The organism is Methylobacterium nodulans ORS 2060, assembly GCF_000022085.1.
GTDB classification, from domain to species: Bacteria; Pseudomonadota; Alphaproteobacteria; order Rhizobiales; family Beijerinckiaceae; genus Methylobacterium; species Methylobacterium nodulans.
In genome coordinates this window covers 1,813,746-1,834,098 of record NC_011894.1, presented here as the reverse complement: position 1 = coordinate 1,834,098, position 20,353 = coordinate 1,813,746, and the positions used below count along the sequence as shown (strand labels likewise).

The window sequence follows — 20,353 nt, the reverse complement described above, 5'->3', positions numbered from 1 at the left end:
AACCTTGGCAGAACCGAGCCCTGCCATCCAGTGAGGGCCTAAGCAGGCTTTTGGTCTGTCGCAGGTTTCTGCCGGAAAACCGCAGGGCACTTTTCCAAAACCTGCTTGGGACGAGGCATCCGGCGAAGCGGCACGCGGCCCCACGGCGCGGGCTGCCGAGCGTTGCGGCCGGCCGCCCAAATGATAGGCTCCGTCGTCGGGAAGGACCGCCGCGCGAGGCCGACATGTCGACAGCAATCCGGACGGGGCGACTCGCGGGCGCCCTCGCTTTGGCGCTGACCCTGATCGTCCCGGCTGCCGCGCAGGCGCCCCAGTCGCCCCGCCCCGCCGCCCTGGTTCCGGCGCAGAAGAGCTTCGTGCGGCCGAGCCTCGCGAGCGAGGCCGTGCGGCTGGAGGCCGAGATCAGGAGCGAGTCGGCGCCCAACGCCCAGAAGCCCGCCGCCCAATGGCGGCGCGAGGCGGAGAAGCTGTTCAAGGACGACGACAACGACGGGGCGCTCGCGGCCTATGCGGGTGCCGCCGCGGCCGAGCCGAACGACTGGAGGAACTGGTACGCCCTCGCCGAGACGGCGAACGGCGTCGAGAACGACGATTACGACGAGAACCAGAAGCTGCGCCGCCGCGCCCGCGCAGCCGCCTACATGGCCTACCAGCGCGCCCTCGCCAAGCCAGACGAGGCCAAGGCCCTGGCGCTCCTCGGCCAGATCATGGCCGAGCAGGAGAACTGGCGCACGGCGCTCGACGCCTACAAGGCGAGCCTCGCGCTCGCCGACGACGCGCAGACCCGCAGCACCTACGAGGACCTGCGCGAGAAGCACGGCTTCCGCATCACCGATTACAAGGTCGATTCGGACGCCGCCGCGCCGCGCGCCTGCTTCACCTTCTCGGAGGAGCTCTCGACCAAGACCGATCTCTCGCCCTTCGTCGCGGTCTCGGGCGCCGCGAACGCCGCCGTGACGGCGGAAGGTCAGCAGGTCTGCGTCGACGGCCTCAGGCACGGCGAGCGCTACGCCATGGTGCTGCGCCAGGGCCTGCCCTCCGCGATCCCCGGCGAGAGCCTGCTGAAATCGGCCGATTACGAGATCTACGTCCGCGACCGGTCCCCCCAGGTGCGCTTCACCGGCCGCAACTACGTGCTGCCCCGCACGGGCCAGGCCGGCGTGCCCCTCGTCTCGGTCAATGCGCCCAAGCTCGATGTCGAGGTGCTGCGCATCGGGGACCGGGGCCTGCTGCCGGCCCTGCGCTCGGAGGAATTCCTGTCGCAGCTCTCCGGCGCGACCGCCCGCACCATCGCCCGCGAGAAGGGCGTGCAGGTCTGGAAGGGCACTCTCGACACCGCCGGGGCCGAGCCGAACCAGGAGGCCGTCACGGCCTTCCCGGTCCTCCAGGCGGTCGGCCGGATCGAGCCCGGCCTCTACGTGATGCTGGCCCAGCCGAGCGGCACCGCGTCGGCCGCCGACGCGGAATCCGGCGGCTACGACGCGCAGGCGACGCAGTGGTTCGTGGTCTCGGATCTTGGCCTCACCGCCTTCAAGGGGCGCGACGGCATCCATGTCTTCGCGCGCTCGCTCGCCTCCGCGGCAACCGTGCCGGGGGCGGAGATCCGCCTCGTCGCCCGCAACAACGAGGTGCTGGGCACCAGGACCACCGACGCGCAGGGGCACGTCGCCTTCGATCCGGGCCTGTCGCGCGGCGAGGGCGGCATCGCGCCGAGCCTCGTCGTGGCCCGGCTCGGGGAGGATTACGGCTTCCTCGACCTCTCGCTCAGCGCCTTCGACCTCGCCGACCGCGGCGTGAAGGGCAGGCCGGCGCCGGGTGCCGCGGAGGCGTATCTTTTCCCGGAGCGCGGCGTCTACCGCTCGGGCGAGACGGTTCAGATCACGGCGCTCCTGCGCGACGCCAAGGGCGCGGCGATCACCGGCCTGCCGCTCACCCTGGTCGCCAAGCGCCCGGACGGGGTCGAGTACCGCCGGGCCGCCGTGCCGGACGGGGGCCTGGGCGGGCGCGCCTTCTCACTGCCGCTCCTCCCGGGCGCGCAGGCCGGCACCTGGCGGGTGACTGCCTATACCGACCCGAAGGCGACGCCGGTCGGCGAGACGAGCTTCCTGCTGGAGGATTACGTCCCCGAGCGCCTGGAGGTGACGCTGGCCCCGAAGGCCCTGTCCCTCGCGCCGGGTGAGCCCGCGGTGATCGACGTTACGGCCCGCTACCTCTACGGGGCGCCCGGCGCCAATCTCCAGGTCGGCGGCAGCGTCGCCGTGCAGGCCGCCGCCGGCAGCGGCATCAAGGGCCTCGACGGATTCTCGGTCGGCCTCGACGACGAGAGCGTGGTGCCCACCAGTGCGGAGATCGACGAGCGCGCGACCACCGACGCGCAAGGAAAGGCGAGCATGCGCGCCACGATCCCTGCGCTCAGCGCGCCGCGCCCCCTCGAGGCGCGCATCTCGCTCCATGTCGGCGAGCCCGGCGGACGGACCGTGCAGCGCAGCGTGACGCTGCCGATCCTGCCCGCCGGCCCGGTCGTCGCGATCCGCAAGACCTTCGGCGAGCTGCGCGAGGGCGCAACCGCCACCTTCGAGGTCGTGGCCGCGGAGCCCGACGGCACCCGCGTTGCGCGCAGCGGCGCCACCTGGACCCTCAAGAAGGTCGAGCGGAACTACCAATGGTATCGGGCCGACGGCCGCTGGTCCTACGAGGCGGTGAAGACCACCCGCAAGATCGCGAACGGCACGCTCGACCTGACCCCCGGCGCCCCGTCCCACATCGCCACGCCCGTCGATCTCGGCAGCTACCGCCTGGAGGTGCAGGCCCCGAATGCGCAGGGGGCCAGCGTGAGCTTCAGCGTCGGCTGGGGCGGCACCGAGAGCGCCGACGCGCCCGACCTTCTCGACCTCACCCTCGACAAGGGGGCTTACGCCTCCGGCGAGTCCCTGAAGGCGCGCCTCGCGCCGCGCTTTGCCGGCACCGCCACGGTCGCGGTGGTGAGCGACAGGGTGCACGAGATCCGCACCCTCGACCTGCCGGCGGGCGGCGCCTCGGTGGAGATCCCGGTGAAGCCGGAATGGGGCGCGGGCGCCTATCTGGTCGCCACCGCGTACCGGCCCCTCGATCAGGCGGCCAAGCGCCTGCCCGGCCGGGCGCTCGGCCTGTCGTGGTTCTCGGTCGACCGCGCGGCGCGCGGCCTCGACGTCGCCGTCGAAGCGCCCGCCAAGGTGCGCCCGCGCGGCGACCTGCGCCTGCCGATCCGGCTCGCCGGCCTGAAACCCGGCGAGGAGGCGCGGGTCACGGTGGCGGCGGTCGATGTCGGCATCCTCAACCTCACCCGCTACGCCGCGCCCGACCCGTTCGGCTTCTTCTTCGGCCAGAAGGCGCTCTCGACGGAGATCCGCGACCTCTACGGCTACCTGATCGACGGCATGCAGGGCACGCTCGGCGCCATCCGCTCGGGCGGCGATGGCGGCGCGCCGGAACTGGCCGACGCGCCCCCGACCCAGGAGCCGCTGGTGCGCTACTCGGGGGTCGTCACGGTCGGCCCGGACGGGCGGGCCGAGGTCAGCTTCCCGCTCCCGGCCTTCAACGGCACGGCCCGGGTGATGGTGACGGCCTGGACCGCCGGGCGCGTGGGCTCGGCCTCCGCCGACGTGCTGATCCGCGACGCGGTGGTGCTCACCGGCACCCTGCCGCGCTTCCTCAATGTCGGCGACCGCTCGCGCCTGCACGTCGCCCTCGACAACGTGGAGGGGCCGGCGGGCGATTATGCGGTGGACCTCGACCTCTCCGGCGCGGTGGTGGTGCCGGCCGAGGCGCTGAGCCGCACCATCCGCCTGGAGCCCGGCCAGAAGGGCGCCCTGGAGATCCCCGTGACGGCGGCCGGCCCCGGCCTCGCGCGGCTCGACCTGCGGCTCACCGGCCCGGGCCTCGACGGTCCGGCGGGCCAGAGCTTCTCGCTCGCGGTCCAGCCCGGCACCGGGGCGCTGTTGCGCCGCACCGTGCGGAGCCTCGATCCGGGGGCCAGCGTGACCCTGTCGAGCGACCTCTTCGCCGAGATGCTGCCGGGCACGGGGACGCTCTCGCTCTCGGCCTCGCCGCTCTCCGGCCTCGACGTGCCGGCCCTGCTCCAGGCTTTGGACCGCTTCCCCTACGGCTGCACCGAGCAGACGGTGAGCCGGGCGATGCCGCTCCTCTACGTGAACCGGCTCGCCTCCCTCGACCGGCTCGCCCTCGACGACAAGCTCGACGAGCGGATACGGGGCGCCATCGAGCGGGTGCTGGCGCGCCAGGATTCGAGCGGCAATTTCGGCCTGTGGTCGGCGAATGGCGCGGAGGACATCTGGCTCAACGCCTATGTGACGGACTTCCTGACCCGCGCCCGCGAGCGGGGCTTCTCCGTCCCCCAGACCGCCTTCGGCCTCGCCCTCGACCGCTTGCGCAACGCGGTCGCCAACACCAACGAGGTGAGCGGCGGGGGCATGGACCTCGCCTATGCGGCCTATGTGCTCGCCCGCAACGGCCGCCCGGTGATGGGCGACCTGCGCTACCTCGCCGACACCAAGCTCTCGGACTTCGCGACCCCGCTGGCGCGCGGCCAGATCGCGGCGGCGCTCTCGCTGCTCGGCGATCGCGGCCGGGCGCAGAGGGCCTTCGCCTCCGCGGTCGCGGCCCTGGGGGCTGAGAAGGACAAGGCGGAGTACCGGGCCGATTACGGCTCGCGCCTGCGCGACGGGGCCGGGCTGATCGCGCTCGCGGCCGAGACCGGCATCGCCCGCGACAGTCTCGCGCCGCTCGGTGCCATCATCGGCGAGGAGCGGGGCGCGAACCGCATCACCAGCACGCAGGAGAATGCCTGGATGGTGCTCGCGGCGGCGGGGCTGAGCAAGGAGGCAGAGACCATGGCCTTCGCGGTCGACGGCGAGACGAAGACGGGTCCGCTCTACCGCACGCTCAAGCCGGCGCAGCTCGACGCCAAACCGGTTACGGTGACGAATCGCGGCACCACGACGGCGCAGCTCGTGCTCGGCGTCTCCGGCAGCCCGATCGCGCCCGAGCCCGCCGAGGCCAAGGGCTACACGGTGGAGCGCAGCTACCACCGGCTCGACGGATCGGCCGTCGATCTTGCGCAGCCGCTGCGCCAGAACGACCGGCTCGTCGTCGTGCTGAAGGTCACGGAGGACAAGGCGCGCGCCGCCCGCCTCCTCCTCGTCGACCGCCTGCCCGCCGGGCTGGAGATCGACAACCCGAAGCTCCTCGACGCGGACACGGTCTCGGGCCTGTCCTGGGTGAAGTCCGACGTGCAGCCGACCCATACCGAGTTCCGCGACGACCGCTTCGTCGCGGCCTACGAGCGCGACCCCTCGCAATCGGCCTTCTTCACCGTCGCCTATACGGTGCGGGCGGTGACGCCGGGCCGCTACGTCCATCCGGCCGCGACCATCGAGGACATGTACCGGCCGGAGCGCTACGGGCGCACTGTCTTCGGATCGATGGAGGTGGGGGTGCGGTGAGCGGCCTCACGGCCCTCCCTGCCGCAGCAGCGCCAGGAAGGCGCGCAGCGGCGCCGGGGGCTGCCGCCGGCTCGGGTGATAGAGGACGAAGCCCGGGAAGGAGGGGCACCACGGCTCCAGCAGGCGGACGAGCCGGCCGTCCGCCAGGGCGGAGGCTGCGTAGCCCTCGAACACGAAGGCAAGGCCGACCCCGTCGATCGCAGCCTGCAGCAGCAGCTCCTGCTCGTTCAGGGTGAGGGGACCGTCGACATCGATCGCACAGCAGGCCCGGCCCTCCCGCTCGAACTCCCAGCGCATCACGGCGCCGCCGGGAAAGCGCTGCCGCAGGCAGGCATGCCCGGCGAGATCCTCCGGCGTGTCGGGCGCGCCGCGCGCCGCCAGATAGGCCGGTGCCGCGACCACGGCGAAGCGCTGCGGACCACCGAGCGGCACGGCGATCATGTCCCGCGGGACCCGCTCGCCGAAGCGCACCCCGGCATCGAAGCCCTGCCCGACGATGTCCGCGAGCGCATCGTCGCAGGCGATCTCTACCCGAACGCCCGGGTGAAGGGCAAGAAAACGCGCGACGAGCGGCGCCAGCACGAGGCGGCAGGCCGAGCGCGGCGCATTGAGGCGCAGCGTGCCGGTCAGGCGTCCCCCGGAGGCCGCGACGTCCGACACGGCCCGGTCGATCTCGCCGAGCGCCGGGGCGAGCCGCGCCAGGAGAGCCGCCCCTGCCTCGGTGGGCGCCACGCTGCGGGTCGTCCGGTTGAGCAGCCGCACGCCGATCCGGGCTTCGAGATCCCGCACGCTATGGCTCAGCGCCGAGGGCGACACGCCGAGTTCCGCCGCCGCGCGCCGGAAGCTCCGGTGCCGCGCCACGCTGGCGAAGGCCACGAGGTCGGGAAGATCGCTGCGCAGCATTGATGAGCGGGGCTCAGGAGGTCATGCGGAATGGCGCAGCTTATCGGCGCGTGGCCCCGATGCCAGATCCAGGCGCGATCGCATACCAACGGTCATTTCAAATGACCGTTGGTTCCGGTCTCGAATTGTCGCCAAGCCGCAGGCTTGGTGTCGACAATTCGAGATGGCTCAACGGCCCGCTGCGTCAGCACTTGGCTTACGTCAGCAGCCCGGGCCGTTGGTAACAGAAGGAGAAATTCCATGCAGCAGCGCCCCCTCGGCCGTTCCGGCCTCACCGTCTCGGTTCCCGGCCTCGGTTGCATGGGCATGTCCGAATTCTACGGGCCGGCCGACGATGCGCAGTCGCGGGCAACGCTCGAAGCGGCCTTCGCCCTCGGCTACGACTTCCTCGACACGGCCGATACGTACGGGCACGGCCACAACGAGGCGCTGATCGGCTCCGTCCTCGCCGGACGGCGGGACCGGGTGGTGGTGGCGACCAAGTTCGGCATCGTGCGCGAGCCCGGCGCCTATTCTCGCCGCATCGACAACTCGCCCGCCTTCGTCGCGCGCGCCTGCGAGGCGTCGCTCCGGCGGCTCGGCATCGAGACGATCGATCTCTACTATTGCCACCGCCGCGACCCAGCCGTGCCGATCGCGGAGGTGGTCGGCGCCATGGCCCGGCTCGTCGAGGCCGGGAAGGTCCGCGCTCTCGGCCTGTCCGAAGTCTCGCCCGCGACGCTCCGGGCGGCCCACGCCGTGCATCCGATCGCCGCCGTGCAGAGCGAGTACTCGCTCTGGAGCCGCGAGCCGGAACGGGGCCTGCTCGCGACCTGCCGCGACCTCGGCACCGCCTTCGTCGCCTATTCCCCTCTCGGGCGCGGCTTCCTGACCGGCACCCTGGATGTCGCGGCCCTCGCCGAGGGCGATTTCCGCCGCGGCAATCCGCGCTTCCAGGGCGAGGCGCTGGCCAGCAACCGCCGCCTCGCCGCGGCGCTCGACGCTTTCGCCCGGGAGCGCGGCGCCACCGCCGCCCAGATCGCCCTGGCCTGGCTCGTCGCCCGGGAGCCGCACGTCATCCCGATCCCGGGGGCAAGACGCTCCTCCCGGCTGGCCGAGAACGCCGCGGCGGTCGACATCGTGCTCGATCCGGCGGAGATTCGCCGGCTCGATACCCTGTTCGCCCCGGATGCGGTGGCAGGCGCGCGCTACCCGGAGGCCGGCATGGTCGGGATCGAACCCGCCTGAATAGAACCTGACCTGCGTGGCAGCCGCCCCGCTCCTCATGCTGAGGTGCTCCTGGCGATCGAAGATCGCACGGAGCCTCGAAGCACCCCTGAACGCTCATCCAAGCTCCAGGTGGCCGGGATCACCGGTCCGGGGTGCTTCGAGGGCCGGCTGGCGCCGGCCGCCTCAGCATGAGGGCCGGTGGGGCTGCCATCGGGGGCCTTGTAGCCGGGTTCATCCGTGTCAGGGCCGGCCCGGCATCGCCTCCGGCCGCGAAATGCGCCATGGTCCGTGGGGCATGGCAACGGCCCGAGGCGGGAATGTCTCGGGCCGTCGGGATCAGCCGGGCAGGAGCCGGATGACGACCAGGGAGCCGCCACGGGGCGCGGATCGGAGATGGGTGCGGCGGAGCATCCGCCTCGCGCTCCTGTTCCTCGCTGTCCTGGGGCTCGCCGGTGGGACCGGCCTGTGGTGGCGGTTCGCCCGCGGCGGCGACCTCGACCTCTCCGCCGCCGAGGCCCGCTCCCCCATCGTCCTTGACCGGCACGGCACGCTGCTGCGCCCCTTCGCGACCGCGGATGGGCGCTGGCGCCTGCCGCTCGCCCCGACGGCCGTCGATCCGCGCTACCTCGCCATGCTCATGGCCTACGAGGACCGGCGCTTCGCGCATCATCCCGGGATCGACCCGGCCGCCCTGCTGCGCGCCGCCGGCCAATGGCTGCGGGCGGGCCGGATCGTGTCGGGGGGCTCGACGCTCTCGATGCAGGTCGCGCGCCTCGTCGAGCCCCGGGCCGAGCGCTCGCTCGGCGCGAAGCTGCGCCAGATGCGGCGCGCGATCGAGCTGGAGCGGCGGCTGGGCAAGGAGGGGGTGCTGCGGCTCTACCTCGCCCTCGCCCCCTATGGCGGACCGGTCGAGGGCGCGCGGGCGGCGAGCCTCGCCTATTTCGGCCACGAGCCGGGGCGGCTGTCGCTGGCGGAGGCGGCGCTCCTCGTCGCCCTGCCCCAGGCCCCCGAGACCCGCCGGCCCGACCGCTTTCCCGAGGCCGCCAAGCGCGCCCGCGACCGCGTCCTCGATCGCGCGGCAGCGCGCGGCGTGGTGCGGCGGGACGAGGCCGAGGCGGCCAAGGCCGAGCCGGTGCCGCGGCAGCGCCGCCCCTTCCCGATGCTGGCCGCCCATGCGGCAGAGGCCGCCCTGGCGCAGGCGCCCGCCCGTCCGGTCCATCGCCTCACCATCGAGGCGCGGCTTCAGGCGAGCCTGGAGGCGCTCGCCGCGGAGCGGATCGCCGCCCTCGGCCCGGGCCTCTCGACGGCGATCCTGGTGATCGACAACCCCACCGGCGAGGTGCGGGCTCATGTCGGCAGCGCCGGCTATCTCGATGCCTCCCGGTCGGGGGCGATCGACATGGCGGGCGCGCTGCGCTCGCCGGGCTCGGCGCTCAAGCCCTTCGTCTACGCGCTCGCCTTCGAGAGCGGGCTCGCCCATCCCGAAACGCTGATCGAGGACCGGCCCTCGCGCTTCGGCGCCTCCTACGCGCCCGAGAATTTCGACCAGACGTTCCAGGGCACGGTGACGGCCCGGCGCGCCCTGCAGATGTCCCTCAACGTGCCGGCCGTCGAGCTTCTGGACCTGGTCGGCCCCGCGCGCTTCATCGCCCGGCTGCGGGCCGGCGGGGCGGCGATCGCGCTCCCCCGGGACGCGGCGCCCGGCCTGCCGGTGGCGCTCGGCGGCCTCGGGATCACGCTTGCCGACCTCGCGCGCCTCTATGCGGGGCTGGCCCGCGGCGGGCTCGTGCCGGATCTCGTGCGGCGGCGCGACGCCGACCCGCCGCCCCCGCGCGACCTGCCCCGCATCGCCGAGGGCGTGGCCGCCTGGTACGTGGCGGATACCTTGCGCGGCACGCCGCCGCCGGAGAACGCGCTGCCGAACCGCATCGCCTACAAGACCGGCACCTCCTACGGCTACCGCGACGCCTGGGCGGTGGGATTCGACCGGCGCATCACCGTCGCGGTCTGGGTCGGGCGGCCGGACGGGGCGAGCGTGCCGGGCCTCGTCGGGCGTCTCGCCGCAGCGCCGATCCTGTTCGATGCCTTCGCCCGCTACGGCGGCGAGCCGGAGCCGGTCGCCGCTCCCCGCGACGCGCTCGTCACCACTACGGCGGGCCTGCCGCCGCCCCTGCGCCACATCCGCCGCGACGCCCCGAAGGTGGCCGGCGAGGCGCCCGGCGCCCCGTTGCGCATCGCCTATCCGCCGGACGGCGCCCGGGTCGATGTCGGCCTCGGCGAAGGCGCGCCCGCTGGGCTCGCCCTCAAGGCGCTCGGCGGCACGCTGCCGCTCACCTGGATGGTCAACAGCCTGCCGCTGCCCGAAGCGTCGCGCCGCCAGGCCGAATGGCAGCCGGACGGGGCCGGCTTCGCGCGCATCTCCGTCATGGACGCGACGGGCGCGAGCGACAGTGTGGTGGTGCGATTGGAGTGAGATCTCCGGACGAGCCGGGCGGCCTATTGCAGGTGCTTGCGATAGGTCTCGCCCGCCTGCGCCTTCAGGTCCGCCCCGGCCTCCTTGCCGATGGCGGCGGCCTCGGCGGCCGGGCCGCTGCGCGTCGTCGCCCAATGCGCGCTGCCATCGGGCAGGAACAGAAGGCCGTTAAGGGTGAGCCGGTCGCCCTCGATCTCGGCCAGCGCCGCGATCGGCGTGCGGCAGGAACCGTCGAGCTCGGCGAGGAGCCCGCGCTCGGCGGCGAGCGCCGTGGTGGTGCGGGGACAGGCCACCGCCTGGAGGAGGTCGATGAGCTCCTGATCGGCCGCGCGGCACTCGATGCCGAGCGCGCCCTGCGCCACCGCGGGCAGCATCGTGTCGGTGCCCATCACCTCCTGCGCCAGATGGGCGAGGCCGAGCCGCTCCAGCCCCGCAATGGCGAGCAGCGTCGCATCGCAGGCCCCCTCCTCCAGCCTGCGGATGCGGGTGTTGGCGTTGCCGCGCAGCGGCACGATCTGCAGGTCCGGCCGGCGCATCAGCACCTGCGCGCCCCGCCGCAGGGACGAGGTGCCGACGCGGCTGCCGGCCGGCAGCTCGGCGAGGCTCCGCGCCTTGAGCGACAGGAAGGCATCGCGCGGGTCGTCCCGCTCAAGGATGCTGGCGATGACGAGCCCGTCCGGCAGCCAGGTCTCGACGTCCTTCATCGAGTGGACGGCGAGGTCGATCTCGCCGGCGAACAGCGCCTGTTCGAGTTCCTTGGTGAACAGCCCCTTGCCGCCGATGGCCGAGAGCGGCCGGTCGAGGACCTTGTCCGCCACCGTGTTGACCACGACGAGTTCCATCGCGCCGGGTTCGGCGAGGTGAGGATGCGCGGCGGCGATGCGGTCGCGGACCATGCCGGTCTGGGCGAGCGCCATCGGGCTGCCGCGGGTGCCGATGCGCAGGGGGCGGTGGACCATGTCTTGCCGTCGGAGAACCATCACGAGTCCTCGCGAGTAGCCGCAAGCCCCGGCCCTGTCACCTGCGGCGGACTAGTCCTTCGGGATCTGCTCATCCGCGATCCGCTCGCCCTGCGGCGTACCGGCCGGGTGGTCCGGCTCGCTCCGCTCGGCGCCCTCGGGGCGTCCGGCGGGCCGGCGGCTTGTGGAGAGGCTGTCGTCGGCGAGCCCCTCGCGGCGGGGCTCGCTCCGTTCCGGTGCATCGCGGTCTGTGCTCATGTGCGCCTCCGGCGAGACCAACGGCCGAGGGCGCGCTCCGTTCAGAAGCCCGCGGCGGTGACGGTCGTGTGCTCGACGGCGGGCGGCGCCGCGAAATGCTCGGAGACGAGGGCGCGCCAGGCCTGGAAGTCGGCGGAGCCGCGGAAATCCACCGTGTGGTTCTCCAGGGTCTCCCACTCGACCATCAGCCGGTAGCGTGTCGGGTGCTCGATCGAGCGGTGGAGCTTCATCCCGCGGCAGCCCTTCGCGCGCTGGAACAGGGCGGTCGCCTCGGCGACGCCGTCCTCGAAGGCGGCCTCGTGGCCGGGCTTCACCTCGAACTGCGCGATTTCCAGAACCATCGTGTTCCTCCCGTGAACGCCCCCGCATGCGCGATCCTGCGGCCCAAGTCTACGCGAGAGGTCTACGCGAGAGCAGTGGATGACGGGCGCATGCGGTTGCATCCGGGGAAGGCGGCGCGCACAAACCGTGAATGCGCCCCGGTCCCGCCAGAAACCGCGCGCAAGCGGAACCGTTGCTCCGATCAGCAGATCCGAGGGTTCACCGATGACGACGCTGAAGGAATTCGAGGAAGCCCTGCGCGAGCACGGGATGCTCATGGCGCTCGCCATCCTGGAGCGGCTGCGCGAGCGCGACCGGGCGAACCGGACGGTGAAGCCGGGCCGGCGCATCGTGGGCAAGAAGATGACCCCGGAACTCGCCCGGATGATCCTGGAGCTTCACGGCTCCACGGACATGACCCAGCAGGAGATCGCCTTCAAGCTCGGGGTCAACCAGGGCCGGGTGAACGAGGTGATCAAGCGCGGCAAGTGGCTCTCGGGCGACCAGCATGCTCCGGAGGCGGTCGCCCGTGACAAGGGCAAGGCGCGGATCCGCGGGACCGACGTGAAACGCGCGCGCAAGCCGAAGGAGAAGGCCGCGGCCGCCCGCAAGCCGAAGGCGCAGGCCCAGCTCGCCTTCGGGGATCTCTAAATAGAACTTGACCTGCGTGGCAGCAGCCCCGGCCCTCATGCTGAGGTGCTGGGCGATCGCAGATCGCGCAGCCTCGAAGCACCCCGGACCGGTGCTCCCAGCCACCCGAGCCTCGGACCAGCGGTCAGGCGTGCTTCGAGGCAGCCTGCGGCTGCACCTCAGCATGAGGGCCGTTGAGGGTGCCATCGGAGGGGCGCTCAGTCAGCCGCGGTTTCATCCCCCAGGGTCGGCGTAGCCGGTAGCGAACTGATACGGTCTCCGGTTGATCCGTTCGGAGACAAGAGGGCACGGGAGAGGGGTTCCCTGCGCTGACTCGTCTCGCAACAGATCAACCGAAAGCCGAGTCCAACGGCTTGCTGCGAACTGGGTGACGAGATGCCGTCCCCTCGGCCCGGTTGAGGCGGCGCCTGCCCCCCGGGCCGATCGGCCCCCCGCCTGCGAAAACGCCCCGGCTCTCGCCGGGGCGCTCCGCTCTGGGATCAGGTCTTGTCGCTTACGCGGCCTGTTGGACCGTGCCCTCGATCGACCGCGGGGCGCTGCCCGTGGCGATCTGGATCTGGCGCGGCTTCTTGGCCTCCGGGATCTCGCGCACGAGATCGACGTGGAGCAGGCCGTTCTCCAGGGCCGCGCCCGTCACCTGGACATAGTCCGCGAGCTGGAAGCGGCGCTCGAAGCTGCGCGCTGCGATGCCCTGATGCAGGAACTCGCTCTTGCGGGCCTCGGCGGCCTTGCGCTCGCCCTTGATCGTCAGCGCGTTCTCGCGGACTTCGATCGACAGATCCTGGTCCGTGAAGCCGGCAACCGCGACCGTGATGCGGTAGGCGTTCTCGCCGGTGCGCTCGATGTTGTAGGGCGGGTAGGTCGGGGCGGCCTCCGCGCTCACGAACTGGTCGAGAGCCGAGAACAGCCGGTCGAAGCCGACGGTCGAGCGATAGAGGGGAGCAAGGTCGAACTGACGCATGACATATTCTCCGTCCGAAGCAATATGTGGTCTCGGGTCCGCCTGAGAGGCCGGACTGCCTGGGTGCTTGCGCCGCCTGATGGCCGGCGCCCCGCTGATATCGGAGGCGGTCCTGGCCCGTTCAAGGCCCGGAATCGTGGGACGAGGCGCGCAGGCGCTTGATTTCGCCGGGCGGACGGGGTGGTCTCGAACCGTTGCCGTTCACTCGCCCGAGGGTGCGTCCGTGACCGTCCCGCTCATTGCCACCCCGGACAATCCGATCCCGCCGGGCGCCCGCACGCTGGCCGTGCCGACCAGGGACGGCCTGACGCTGCGCGCCGCGACCTGGGCGCCGACCACCCGCACCGCCAAGGGCACCGTCTGCCTCATCCAGGGCCGGGCGGAGTTCATCGAGAAGTACTACGAGACCATCGGCGACCTGCGGGCCCGCGGCTTCGCCGTCGCGGCCTTCGACTGGCGGGGCCAGGGCGGTTCGGACCGCACCGTCGAGGATGCGCACAAGGGCCATGTCGGTGATTTCGAGGAGTACCGGCTCGACCTCGACGCCATCGCCGACCATGTGCTGGAGCCGCTCATGCCGCAGCCCGTGTTCGGGCTCGCGCATTCGATGGGCGGAGCGGTGTGCCTGATCGCGGCACGGGAGGAAGGGCTGCCCTTCTCGCGCCTGGTGACGGTCGCGCCGATGCTCGGCATCGCGATGGTGCGCCGTCCCCGCGCGGCGATGCGGGCGGCGGCGCTCCTCAATGGGCTCGGCCTCGGCCGGCGCTACGTGCCGGGCGGGAGCCCGGTCTCCATCGCGACGAAGCCGTTTCCGGGCAACCGCCTCACGACCGATCCGGTGCGCTACGCCCGCAACGCCGCGGCGGCGCTGGCGGTGGGCGCCGGGGCCGTGGGCGATCCCACCGTCGCCTGGCTCGCCGCCGCCTTCCGGGCCATGCGCTGCCTGGAGGATCCGCGCTGTCCCGTCGGCATCCGGCTGCCGGTGCTCGTCATCGCGGCCGGGGAGGACCCGGTCTGCAGCACCCCGGCGATCCAGCGCTTCGCCGCCCGCCTCAAGGCCGGGCACACGATCACGCTGCGCGGCGCCCGCCACGAGATCCTGATGGAGCAGGACGCGATCCGCGAGCAGTTCTGGGCGGCCTTCGACGCCTTCGTGCCGGGCACGCCCGTGCCGGCGGCGCGGGAGGCGGATCTGGTCGCCCTTGAACGGATGCCGTCGGAGTAGCGGGGCGCCCCGCCTCATCCCAACGGCCCCGGCTGCTGCCGCAGCGGGTGCTGACGCGCATGCTCGCGCATCGGGCCGTCGACCCATCTCGCATTGTCGGCACCAAGCCAGAGCTTCATGGAGAGGCTTGGCGAAAATTCGAGAGCAGAACCAACGGTCACATGAAAATGACCGTTGGTATCAGCCGTTGAGGAGCTTCAGCGCCGCCTCGTGCAGGCGCTTGCTGCCCGCCGCCACGATGTTGCCGCCGCCCGAGGCCGGGCCGCCGTCCCAGGTCGTGACGACGCCGCCCGCGCCCTCCACGATCGGGATCAGCGCCACGATGTCGTAGGGCTTCAGCCCCGCCTCGATCACGAGGTCGATCTGGCCCGCCGCCAGCATGCAATAGGCGTAGCAATCCGTCCCGAACCGCGTGAGGCGGGTCGCCGCCTCGACGCGCCCATAGGCCTCGCGCTCCCTCCCCTCGCCGAAGAGGCGCGGGTCGGTCGTGGCGGCGATCGCCTCGGACAGGGAGGAGCGGCGGCGCGTGAGCAGCCGGCGCGTTCCGTGCGGGCCGCGATACTGGGCGGTCTGGCCGTCGCCCGAGAAGCGCTCGCCCAGGAAGGGCTGGTGCATCAGCCCGTAGCAGGGCGTGCCGCCGCGGGTGAGGCCGATGAGCGTGCCCCAGAGCGGCAGGCCGGCGATGAAGCCGCGGGTGCCGTCGATCGGGTCGAGCACCCAGACATACTCGGCCCCCTCCCCCTCGGTGCCGAACTCCTCGCCCAGGATGCCGTGGCTCGGGAAGGTGCGGGAGATGAGCTGGCGCATCACCGCCTCGCCCGCCCGGTCGGCCTCCGTCACGGGGTCGAACGGCTTTGCGCCCACCGCCTTGTCCTCGGTGATGAAGGCGGCGCGGAAGAAGGGCAGAATCGCCTGCCCCGACTGGGTGGCGAGTTCGTCCACGAACCGCGCGAAATCGACGACGCTCATCACCTGATACCCCCGAGACGCGCGCTCTGCGGTCCGACCGGATCGAAAGAACGCCGGGACCCGGGCGTCAAGCCCTCAGGCCGGTGCACCGGCCGGGAGGACGTCGGAGCGCGGCGACTCGGCCACGGCATCGAGGCGCGGGCTCGCCGGCGCCCGATCGGCCTGCGCCGCCTTCAGGCAGGCCTCGACGCCCTCGCGCAGGGAGGTGACGTAGTCGTCCGCGCCGAGCGAGGCGCGGGCCTCCGGGTCGGCCAGCACCGCGTCGTCGGCGGGCCAGAGGCCGACGAGCACCCGCGCCTGCGGCAGGCGCCGCCGCACACGCTGGACGAGGTAGCGCAGATGGGCCGGCGCGCCGCTGATCTCCAGGTAGGAGATGCACACCATGCGCGCTTCGCCCGCATCGAGCGCGGCGATCTGAGCGCGCGACACCGCGCCGAAGGGCACGACCCGCGTGCCGATCCCGTTCTTCTCCAGGAGCTGCGACAGCATCGTCGAGGCCGCCTCGTCGAGGGGCCCGCGCCCGGCGACGCAGAGCACGGCGCCCTTCTGCCGCCAGGGGGCGGGCAGCGTCTCGGGGTCGGGCGCGTCCGCCACGGCGGGCTTGGCGTCGCAGGGAGGCACCTCGGCGTCGCGCCGGGCGAGAAGGCGCCCGGCGAGGCTCTGCTGGCTGGCCGGCGCCGCATCCTCCCGGTCGGCGAGTTCGGCGACGAGCTCGTCGATGGCGGTGCGGATCCGCTCGAGCTGCTCCCCGGTCAGCACGCCGCGCCGCGCATCGGAGGCGGCGAGCTGCAGGCCCTTGAGCACGACGTCGTCGTAGTAGGAGGAGAGCGAGCATTCGGCGAGGATCGCCTCGGCGAGTTCCTGCGCCTCGTCGGGATCGTCCGCGAGGATGCGCTGGTAGAAATTCTCGACGGGGGTGAGGGCCGGCCGGTCGCCGAACAGCACGTCGAGGAATTCGAGCTGGTCGACGTGGCGGCCGAGCACCACGAGGCAGACGGTGAGCGGCGTCGAGAGCAGCAGCCCGACCGGTCCCCACAGCCAGGTCCAGAACAGGGCCGAGACCAGCACCGCGAAGGGCGAGAGCCCGGTCGAGTGCCCGTACAGCAGGGGCTCGATGACGTGCCCCACCAGGGGTTCGAGGACCAGGAACAGGGCGGCGGTGGCGAGCACCATGTTCCAGCCCGGATCGACCGCCGCGGCGAGCGCCAGCGGCAGCAGGGCCGACAGGAAGGCGCCGATATAGGGCACGAAGCGCATCAGCGCCGAGAAGATGCCCCACAGGATCGGGCTCGGCACGCCGATGAGCCAGAGGCCGATCCCGATCGCCACGCCGAAGCTGGCATTGAGCCCGAGCTGGACCAGGAAGAAGCGGCTGAGGCGGCGCGCCGCGTCGTCCATCGCCACCGTGGTGCGGTGGAGGTCGCTCGATCCGGCGAGCCGGATCAGGCGGTCGCGCAGATCCTCCCGCTGGGCCAGGATGAACATCAGCACCACGAAGACGATGCCGGTGGTGGCGAGCGGCGCGAGGACGGGTGAGAGCAGGCGCTCGGCGAGTTCGACGGGCGCGAGATCGCGCTCGCGCACCTCCACCAGCACCGGCTTGTCGGGATTCTGCACCCGGGGCTCGGACGTGGCGCCGCGCGGCACCGGCGGCTTGTCCTTGTCCTCGGGCATGCTGCCGGCCTGCTGCAGGTGGCGGCCGATGCTGCGCATGTAGCCCGCGATGGAGCCGACCGGGCCCTCCTTCAGGTTCTCGAGCTTGCGCTCGATGGTGCGCTGGTAGCGCGGCAGGCCGGTGCCGAGATCGGCGACCTGCATGCCGATGACGCCGGCGAGCAGCCCCACGATGCCGATGCAGGTGACGACCGCGAGCCCGATCGCGGCGGTGCGCCCGATCGGCAGGCGGCGCAGCAGGCCGACGAGCGGCCAGAGCACGAAGCTCAGGAGCACCGCGATGGCGATGGGGATCAGGATCTCGCGGCCGAAATAGAGGGCCGCCACGATGATGGCGGCGACGAGGAGCGGGAGGGCGAAGCCCCGGTCGGGCGTCTCGGCCGCCTGGATCCGCGTCGGCAGAGCCGGAATGAGGGAAGACCGCACACCACTGCCGCGCGCCATTCGCCCGCTTCTCCTTGGGCATCCGGCCTCGAAGCCGGGCCGTTTCACTTCCCTCAGCAACGACCGAGGGTCGCGATTGGATCCCGGCCGGGACCCCGGCCGGAGGCCGAAAAGCGAGTGCCGCAGCGGGAGATGGACGCGCCGAGAGGCCGGTTCTTTCCTCCACCCCTTCCGGCGCCCGTGTCCGATTGATCTGTTCCGAGACGAGGAAGGAAGCAGCCGGAAGCCGTTTCACACCACCAGCGGCTGGGCCACCTGCGCGCCGACCGCGAACACGCGCTTGTAGCGCTCCACCTCCTCCTCCGGCCCGAGCGCCTTGGTCGGATTGTCGGAGAGCTTCACGGTCGGGCGGCCATTGGCCGAGATCACCTTGCAGACGATGGAGATCGGGTCGAGGCGCCCGTCCGGCGCCAGTCCCCGGAAGTCGTTCGTCAGCAGCGTGCCCCAGCCGTAGCCGATGCGCAGGCGCCCGTGGAAACGGTGGTGGATGGTCTCGATCGTGCCGATGTCGAGGCCGTCGGAGAAGATGGCGAGCTTCTCGCGGGGGTTGCGCCCCTGCTCGCGCCACCACGCGATCGCCTCCTCGCCGCCGATGATCGGATCCTTCGAGTCGATGCGGATGCCGGTCCAGTCGGCCATCCAGGCCGGGCCGTTCGCGAGGAAGCCCGTCGTCCCGTAGGTGTCGGGCAGGAGGACCAGGAGGTTGCCCCCATAATCCTGCTGCCAGTCGGCGAGCACGGCGTAGGGCGCGGCGGCCAGCGCCTCGTCGTCCTCTGCGAGCGCCGCGTAGACCATCGGCAGCTCGTGCGCGTTGGTGCCCACCGCCTCGATGTCGTGGCGCAGGGCGATCAGGCAGTTCGAGGTGCCCAGGAAGGCAGGGCCGAGGCCCTCGATCATCGCCTCCACGCACCAGTCCTGCCACAGGAAGCCGTGGCGCCGCCGCGTGCCGAAATCCGCGATCGAGAGGCCAGGCAGCACCTTCAGCCGCTCGATCTTCTCCCAGATCCGCGTCATCGCCCGGGCGTAGAGGATCTGGAGATCGAACTTGCCCATGCCCTTGAGCACGCCGCGGGAGCGCAGCTCGTTGAGGATGGCGAGGGCGGGCACCTCCCACATCGTGGTCTCGATCCAGGGACCGTGGAAGGTGAGGACGTACTGGCCGTCCTGCTTCTCCAGCAGGTATTCGGGGAAGCGGAAGTTCTCCAGCCAGTCCATGAAGTCCGGCGAGAACATCTGCCGCTTGCCGTAGAAGGTGTTGCCCCGCAGCCAGGTGGACTCGCCGCGGCTGAGCCGGAGGGAGCGGCAGTGATCGAGCTGCTCGCGCAGCTCGCCCTCGTCGACGAGTTCGGCGAGGCGGACGCGGCTGGTGCGGTTCTGGATGCCGAAGGTGACGGCCACGTCCCGATGGCGGCGGAAGATCGTCTGCGCCATCAGGAGCTTGTAGAAATCGGTGTCGAGCACCGAACGGATGATCGGGTCGATCTTCCAGGTGTGGTTGTAGACCCTGGTGGCGAGGTCGAGCATCACCCGTGCCTGAGTGACCCGGTGCGAAGGCCCGGGCGGGGTTGATCACCCCGCACGGTTCAGCCGTGGAAGTCAAGCATGTGGCGGGAGGCGCCTCACCGGGCGCCGAGGTCGACCGCCTTCTTCTCGGTCTTGGGCGGCTCGCCCGTGACCGCCGCCTTCACGTAGCCGTAGAGATGCAGCATGGTGGCGTTCGGGCTGTCCCAGTACTCGCCCTTCTCCGGATGAACCCGGATCAGCGCCACGGCAGGATCATCCTTGCCCTTGGGGAACCAGGTCTTCAGGCTCTCGTTCCACTTGGCGTCGATGATTGCCTTGTCGCGCACGATCTCCGCCCTGCCCGAAACCGAGACATAGGTCTGGCTGGAGGGATCCGCATAGGCGAGATTGATCTGCGAATCGCGGCCGATCTCGCCGGTGACCGGCGCATCGAGCTTGGAAAAGAACCAGAGGTCGCCCTTGTCGTCGGCCTCCTGGCTCCACATCGGCCGGCTGCGCAGCTGCCCGTCGGAATCCACGGTCGTCATCATGGCGACCTTGACGTCCTTGATCAGGCTGAAGAGTTTCTGCGCGCCCTCATGATCGCGATGGCTGCCCTGATGCATGGATCTTCCTCGTCGTCGGTTGGCCGTCGCGCGCCGTCCGCGCGGGGTCGGACGGGGCGGCGGCGGATCGCGAAACTGCGGGACAACCGGCGAGGCCGGGCTTGGTTTCGGAAGGGAAGCGGCGCTCCCTGGGGGTCCGGTCCCGTCCCATGTCGTGGCCGGCGGGCCGCACGAGCCGGGAGACACGCGATGAGCATCAGCACCCGCAACCGTCTGCCGGGCCCTGTCGCGGCCCTCGCTCTCCTGGCGCTCCCCCTCCCCGCCCTCGCCAACGGCACCGGTTGCGGCGGGGACGCCGTCTCGTCCGCGCAGGTGACGGAGGGCCGCCCCGCCCGCGCCGGCCCGCTCACCGCCGTGCCCGACACGCTCTGCGCCGACCTCTCGGGCACCAAGCGCTCGCGTCTGCGCATCGACGTCTACGCGCCCGCCCCGGGCGGGAGCGATGGAACCCCGGATGGCGTGACGAGCAGCGGCACCCCATATGACGAGGGACCGTCGCGCGGCGCCCCGCGCCGCCGCGGCGACCGGAGCCGCTGAGCAGACCTGCGCTGGCACGCCACCGCTTCGCCTGCCGGGTTTCCGATGTGCCGCAGGTTCTGCCGGGACACCGCGGCGCACCTGCCCTGAAACCGGCTTAAGCCGGTGCGCCCGGCTCCGCCCGCGAGGCCGGGCGAAT

At 72.1% G+C, this 20,353-nt stretch carries 15 protein-coding genes; 6 read left to right on the top strand and 9 right to left on the bottom strand.

The features are described 5' to 3' along the window. Nucleotides 1-224 precede the first annotated feature (224 nt). Nucleotides 225-5,501, top strand: coding sequence for an alpha-2-macroglobulin (locus MNOD_RS08360; RefSeq protein ID WP_015928419.1), 5,277 nt, complete (start codon nt 225-227; stop codon nt 5,499-5,501). Nucleotides 5,502-5,507: 6 nt separating this feature from the next. Here MNOD_RS08360 and MNOD_RS08355 read toward each other — a convergent pair whose 3' ends face one another. Further along, nucleotides 5,508-6,404: a LysR family transcriptional regulator gene (locus tag MNOD_RS08355; RefSeq protein ID WP_015928418.1), complete on the bottom strand. Its 897-nt coding sequence runs from the start codon at nt 6,402-6,404 to the stop codon at nt 5,508-5,510. Nucleotides 6,405-6,644: 240 nt separating this feature from the next. Between MNOD_RS08355 and MNOD_RS08350 the strand changes: the two genes are divergently transcribed. Beyond that, on the top strand, nt 6,645-7,631 hold the full coding sequence (locus MNOD_RS08350; RefSeq protein WP_015928417.1) for an aldo/keto reductase: 987 nt from the start codon (nt 6,645-6,647) through the stop codon (nt 7,629-7,631). A gap of 337 nt (nt 7,632-7,968) precedes the next feature. Next, nucleotides 7,969-10,086 carry a penicillin-binding protein 1C gene (gene pbpC, locus MNOD_RS08345; protein WP_015928416.1) on the top strand — a complete coding sequence of 706 codons (2,118 nt, stop codon included), beginning with the start codon at nt 7,969-7,971 and terminating at the stop codon, nt 10,084-10,086. A 23-nt stretch (nt 10,087-10,109) separates the two neighbouring features. Here pbpC and hemC read toward each other — a convergent pair whose 3' ends face one another. The 3 genes from hemC to MNOD_RS08330 all read right to left on the bottom strand — a co-directional run bounded on the left by hemC (nt 10,110) and on the right by MNOD_RS08330 (nt 11,644). Continuing rightward, entirely contained in the window at nt 10,110-11,045 is a 936-nt protein-coding gene (gene hemC, locus MNOD_RS08340) for a hydroxymethylbilane synthase (RefSeq protein WP_043748316.1), read from the bottom strand. A gap of 72 nt (nt 11,046-11,117) precedes the next feature. Then, entirely contained in the window at nt 11,118-11,303 is a 186-nt protein-coding gene (locus tag MNOD_RS08335) for a hypothetical protein (protein WP_015928414.1), read from the bottom strand. A gap of 41 nt (nt 11,304-11,344) precedes the next feature. Further along, nucleotides 11,345-11,644, bottom strand: coding sequence for an antibiotic biosynthesis monooxygenase family protein (locus tag MNOD_RS08330; RefSeq protein WP_015928413.1), 300 nt, complete (start codon nt 11,642-11,644; stop codon nt 11,345-11,347). Nucleotides 11,645-11,849: 205 nt separating this feature from the next. Between MNOD_RS08330 and MNOD_RS08325 the strand changes: the two genes are divergently transcribed. Next, complete coding sequence (locus MNOD_RS08325; protein WP_015928412.1) at nt 11,850-12,275, top strand: hypothetical protein; 426 nt, start codon at nt 11,850-11,852, stop codon at nt 12,273-12,275. A 493-nt stretch (nt 12,276-12,768) separates the two neighbouring features. Here MNOD_RS08325 and MNOD_RS08320 read toward each other — a convergent pair whose 3' ends face one another. Next, a complete protein-coding gene (locus MNOD_RS08320; protein ID WP_015928411.1) occupies nt 12,769-13,236 on the bottom strand; it encodes an Hsp20 family protein in 468 nt (155 codons plus the stop codon). Nucleotides 13,237-13,459: 223 nt separating this feature from the next. Here MNOD_RS08320 and MNOD_RS08315 point away from each other — a divergent pair, with 223 nt between their 5' ends. Further along, entirely contained in the window at nt 13,460-14,461 is a 1,002-nt protein-coding gene (locus tag MNOD_RS08315) for an alpha/beta hydrolase (protein ID WP_015928410.1), read from the top strand. 180 nt (nt 14,462-14,641) lie between these two features. Here MNOD_RS08315 and hisN read toward each other — a convergent pair whose 3' ends face one another. The 4 genes from hisN to MNOD_RS08295 form a co-directional block, all read right to left on the bottom strand. Beyond that, a complete protein-coding gene (gene hisN, locus MNOD_RS08310; protein WP_015928409.1) occupies nt 14,642-15,430 on the bottom strand; it encodes a histidinol-phosphatase in 789 nt (262 codons plus the stop codon). Between the two features lie 75 nt (nt 15,431-15,505). After that, nucleotides 15,506-17,548 carry an AI-2E family transporter gene (locus tag MNOD_RS08305; protein ID WP_015928408.1) on the bottom strand — a complete coding sequence of 681 codons (2,043 nt, stop codon included), beginning with the start codon at nt 17,546-17,548 and terminating at the stop codon, nt 15,506-15,508. A 231-nt stretch (nt 17,549-17,779) separates the two neighbouring features. Next, complete coding sequence (pncB, locus tag MNOD_RS08300; RefSeq protein ID WP_015928407.1) at nt 17,780-19,072, bottom strand: nicotinate phosphoribosyltransferase; 1,293 nt, start codon at nt 19,070-19,072, stop codon at nt 17,780-17,782. Between the two features lie 95 nt (nt 19,073-19,167). Further along, the gene (locus MNOD_RS08295; protein ID WP_015928406.1) at nt 19,168-19,677 is read right to left on the bottom strand and encodes a pyridoxamine 5'-phosphate oxidase family protein; all 510 of its coding nucleotides are present in this window, start codon (nt 19,675-19,677) and stop codon (nt 19,168-19,170) included. A 189-nt stretch (nt 19,678-19,866) separates the two neighbouring features. Between MNOD_RS08295 and MNOD_RS08290 the strand changes: the two genes are divergently transcribed. Then, a complete protein-coding gene (locus tag MNOD_RS08290; RefSeq protein WP_015928405.1) occupies nt 19,867-20,214 on the top strand; it encodes a hypothetical protein in 348 nt (115 codons plus the stop codon). Nucleotides 20,215-20,353 lie beyond the last annotated feature (139 nt).

Bases quoted from the DNA above. Each gene is read 5' to 3' on its own strand.
- pbpC (WP_015928416.1), top strand. From the start codon at position 7,969: ATGACGACCAGGGAGCCGCCACGGGGCGCGGATCGGAGATGGGTGCGG.
- pncB (WP_015928407.1), bottom strand. From the start codon at position 19,072: ATGCTCGACCTCGCCACCAGGGTCTACAACCACACCTGGAAGATCGAC.
- hemC (WP_043748316.1), bottom strand. From the start codon at position 11,045: ATGGTCCACCGCCCCCTGCGCATCGGCACCCGCGGCAGCCCGATGGCG.
- MNOD_RS08325 (WP_015928412.1), top strand. From the start codon at position 11,850: ATGACGACGCTGAAGGAATTCGAGGAAGCCCTGCGCGAGCACGGGATG.
- MNOD_RS08320 (WP_015928411.1), bottom strand. From the start codon at position 13,236: ATGCGTCAGTTCGACCTTGCTCCCCTCTATCGCTCGACCGTCGGCTTC.
- MNOD_RS08360 (WP_015928419.1), top strand. From the start codon at position 225: ATGTCGACAGCAATCCGGACGGGGCGACTCGCGGGCGCCCTCGCTTTG.
- MNOD_RS08290 (WP_015928405.1), top strand. From the start codon at position 19,867: ATGAGCATCAGCACCCGCAACCGTCTGCCGGGCCCTGTCGCGGCCCTC.
- MNOD_RS08335 (WP_015928414.1), bottom strand. From the start codon at position 11,303: ATGAGCACAGACCGCGATGCACCGGAACGGAGCGAGCCCCGCCGCGAG.
- MNOD_RS08350 (WP_015928417.1), top strand. From the start codon at position 6,645: ATGCAGCAGCGCCCCCTCGGCCGTTCCGGCCTCACCGTCTCGGTTCCC.
- MNOD_RS08355 (WP_015928418.1), bottom strand. From the start codon at position 6,404: ATGCTGCGCAGCGATCTTCCCGACCTCGTGGCCTTCGCCAGCGTGGCG.
- hisN (WP_015928409.1), bottom strand. From the start codon at position 15,430: ATGAGCGTCGTCGATTTCGCGCGGTTCGTGGACGAACTCGCCACCCAG.
- MNOD_RS08330 (WP_015928413.1), bottom strand. From the start codon at position 11,644: ATGGTTCTGGAAATCGCGCAGTTCGAGGTGAAGCCCGGCCACGAGGCC.
- MNOD_RS08295 (WP_015928406.1), bottom strand. From the start codon at position 19,677: ATGCATCAGGGCAGCCATCGCGATCATGAGGGCGCGCAGAAACTCTTC.
- MNOD_RS08305 (WP_015928408.1), bottom strand. From the start codon at position 17,548: ATGGCGCGCGGCAGTGGTGTGCGGTCTTCCCTCATTCCGGCTCTGCCG.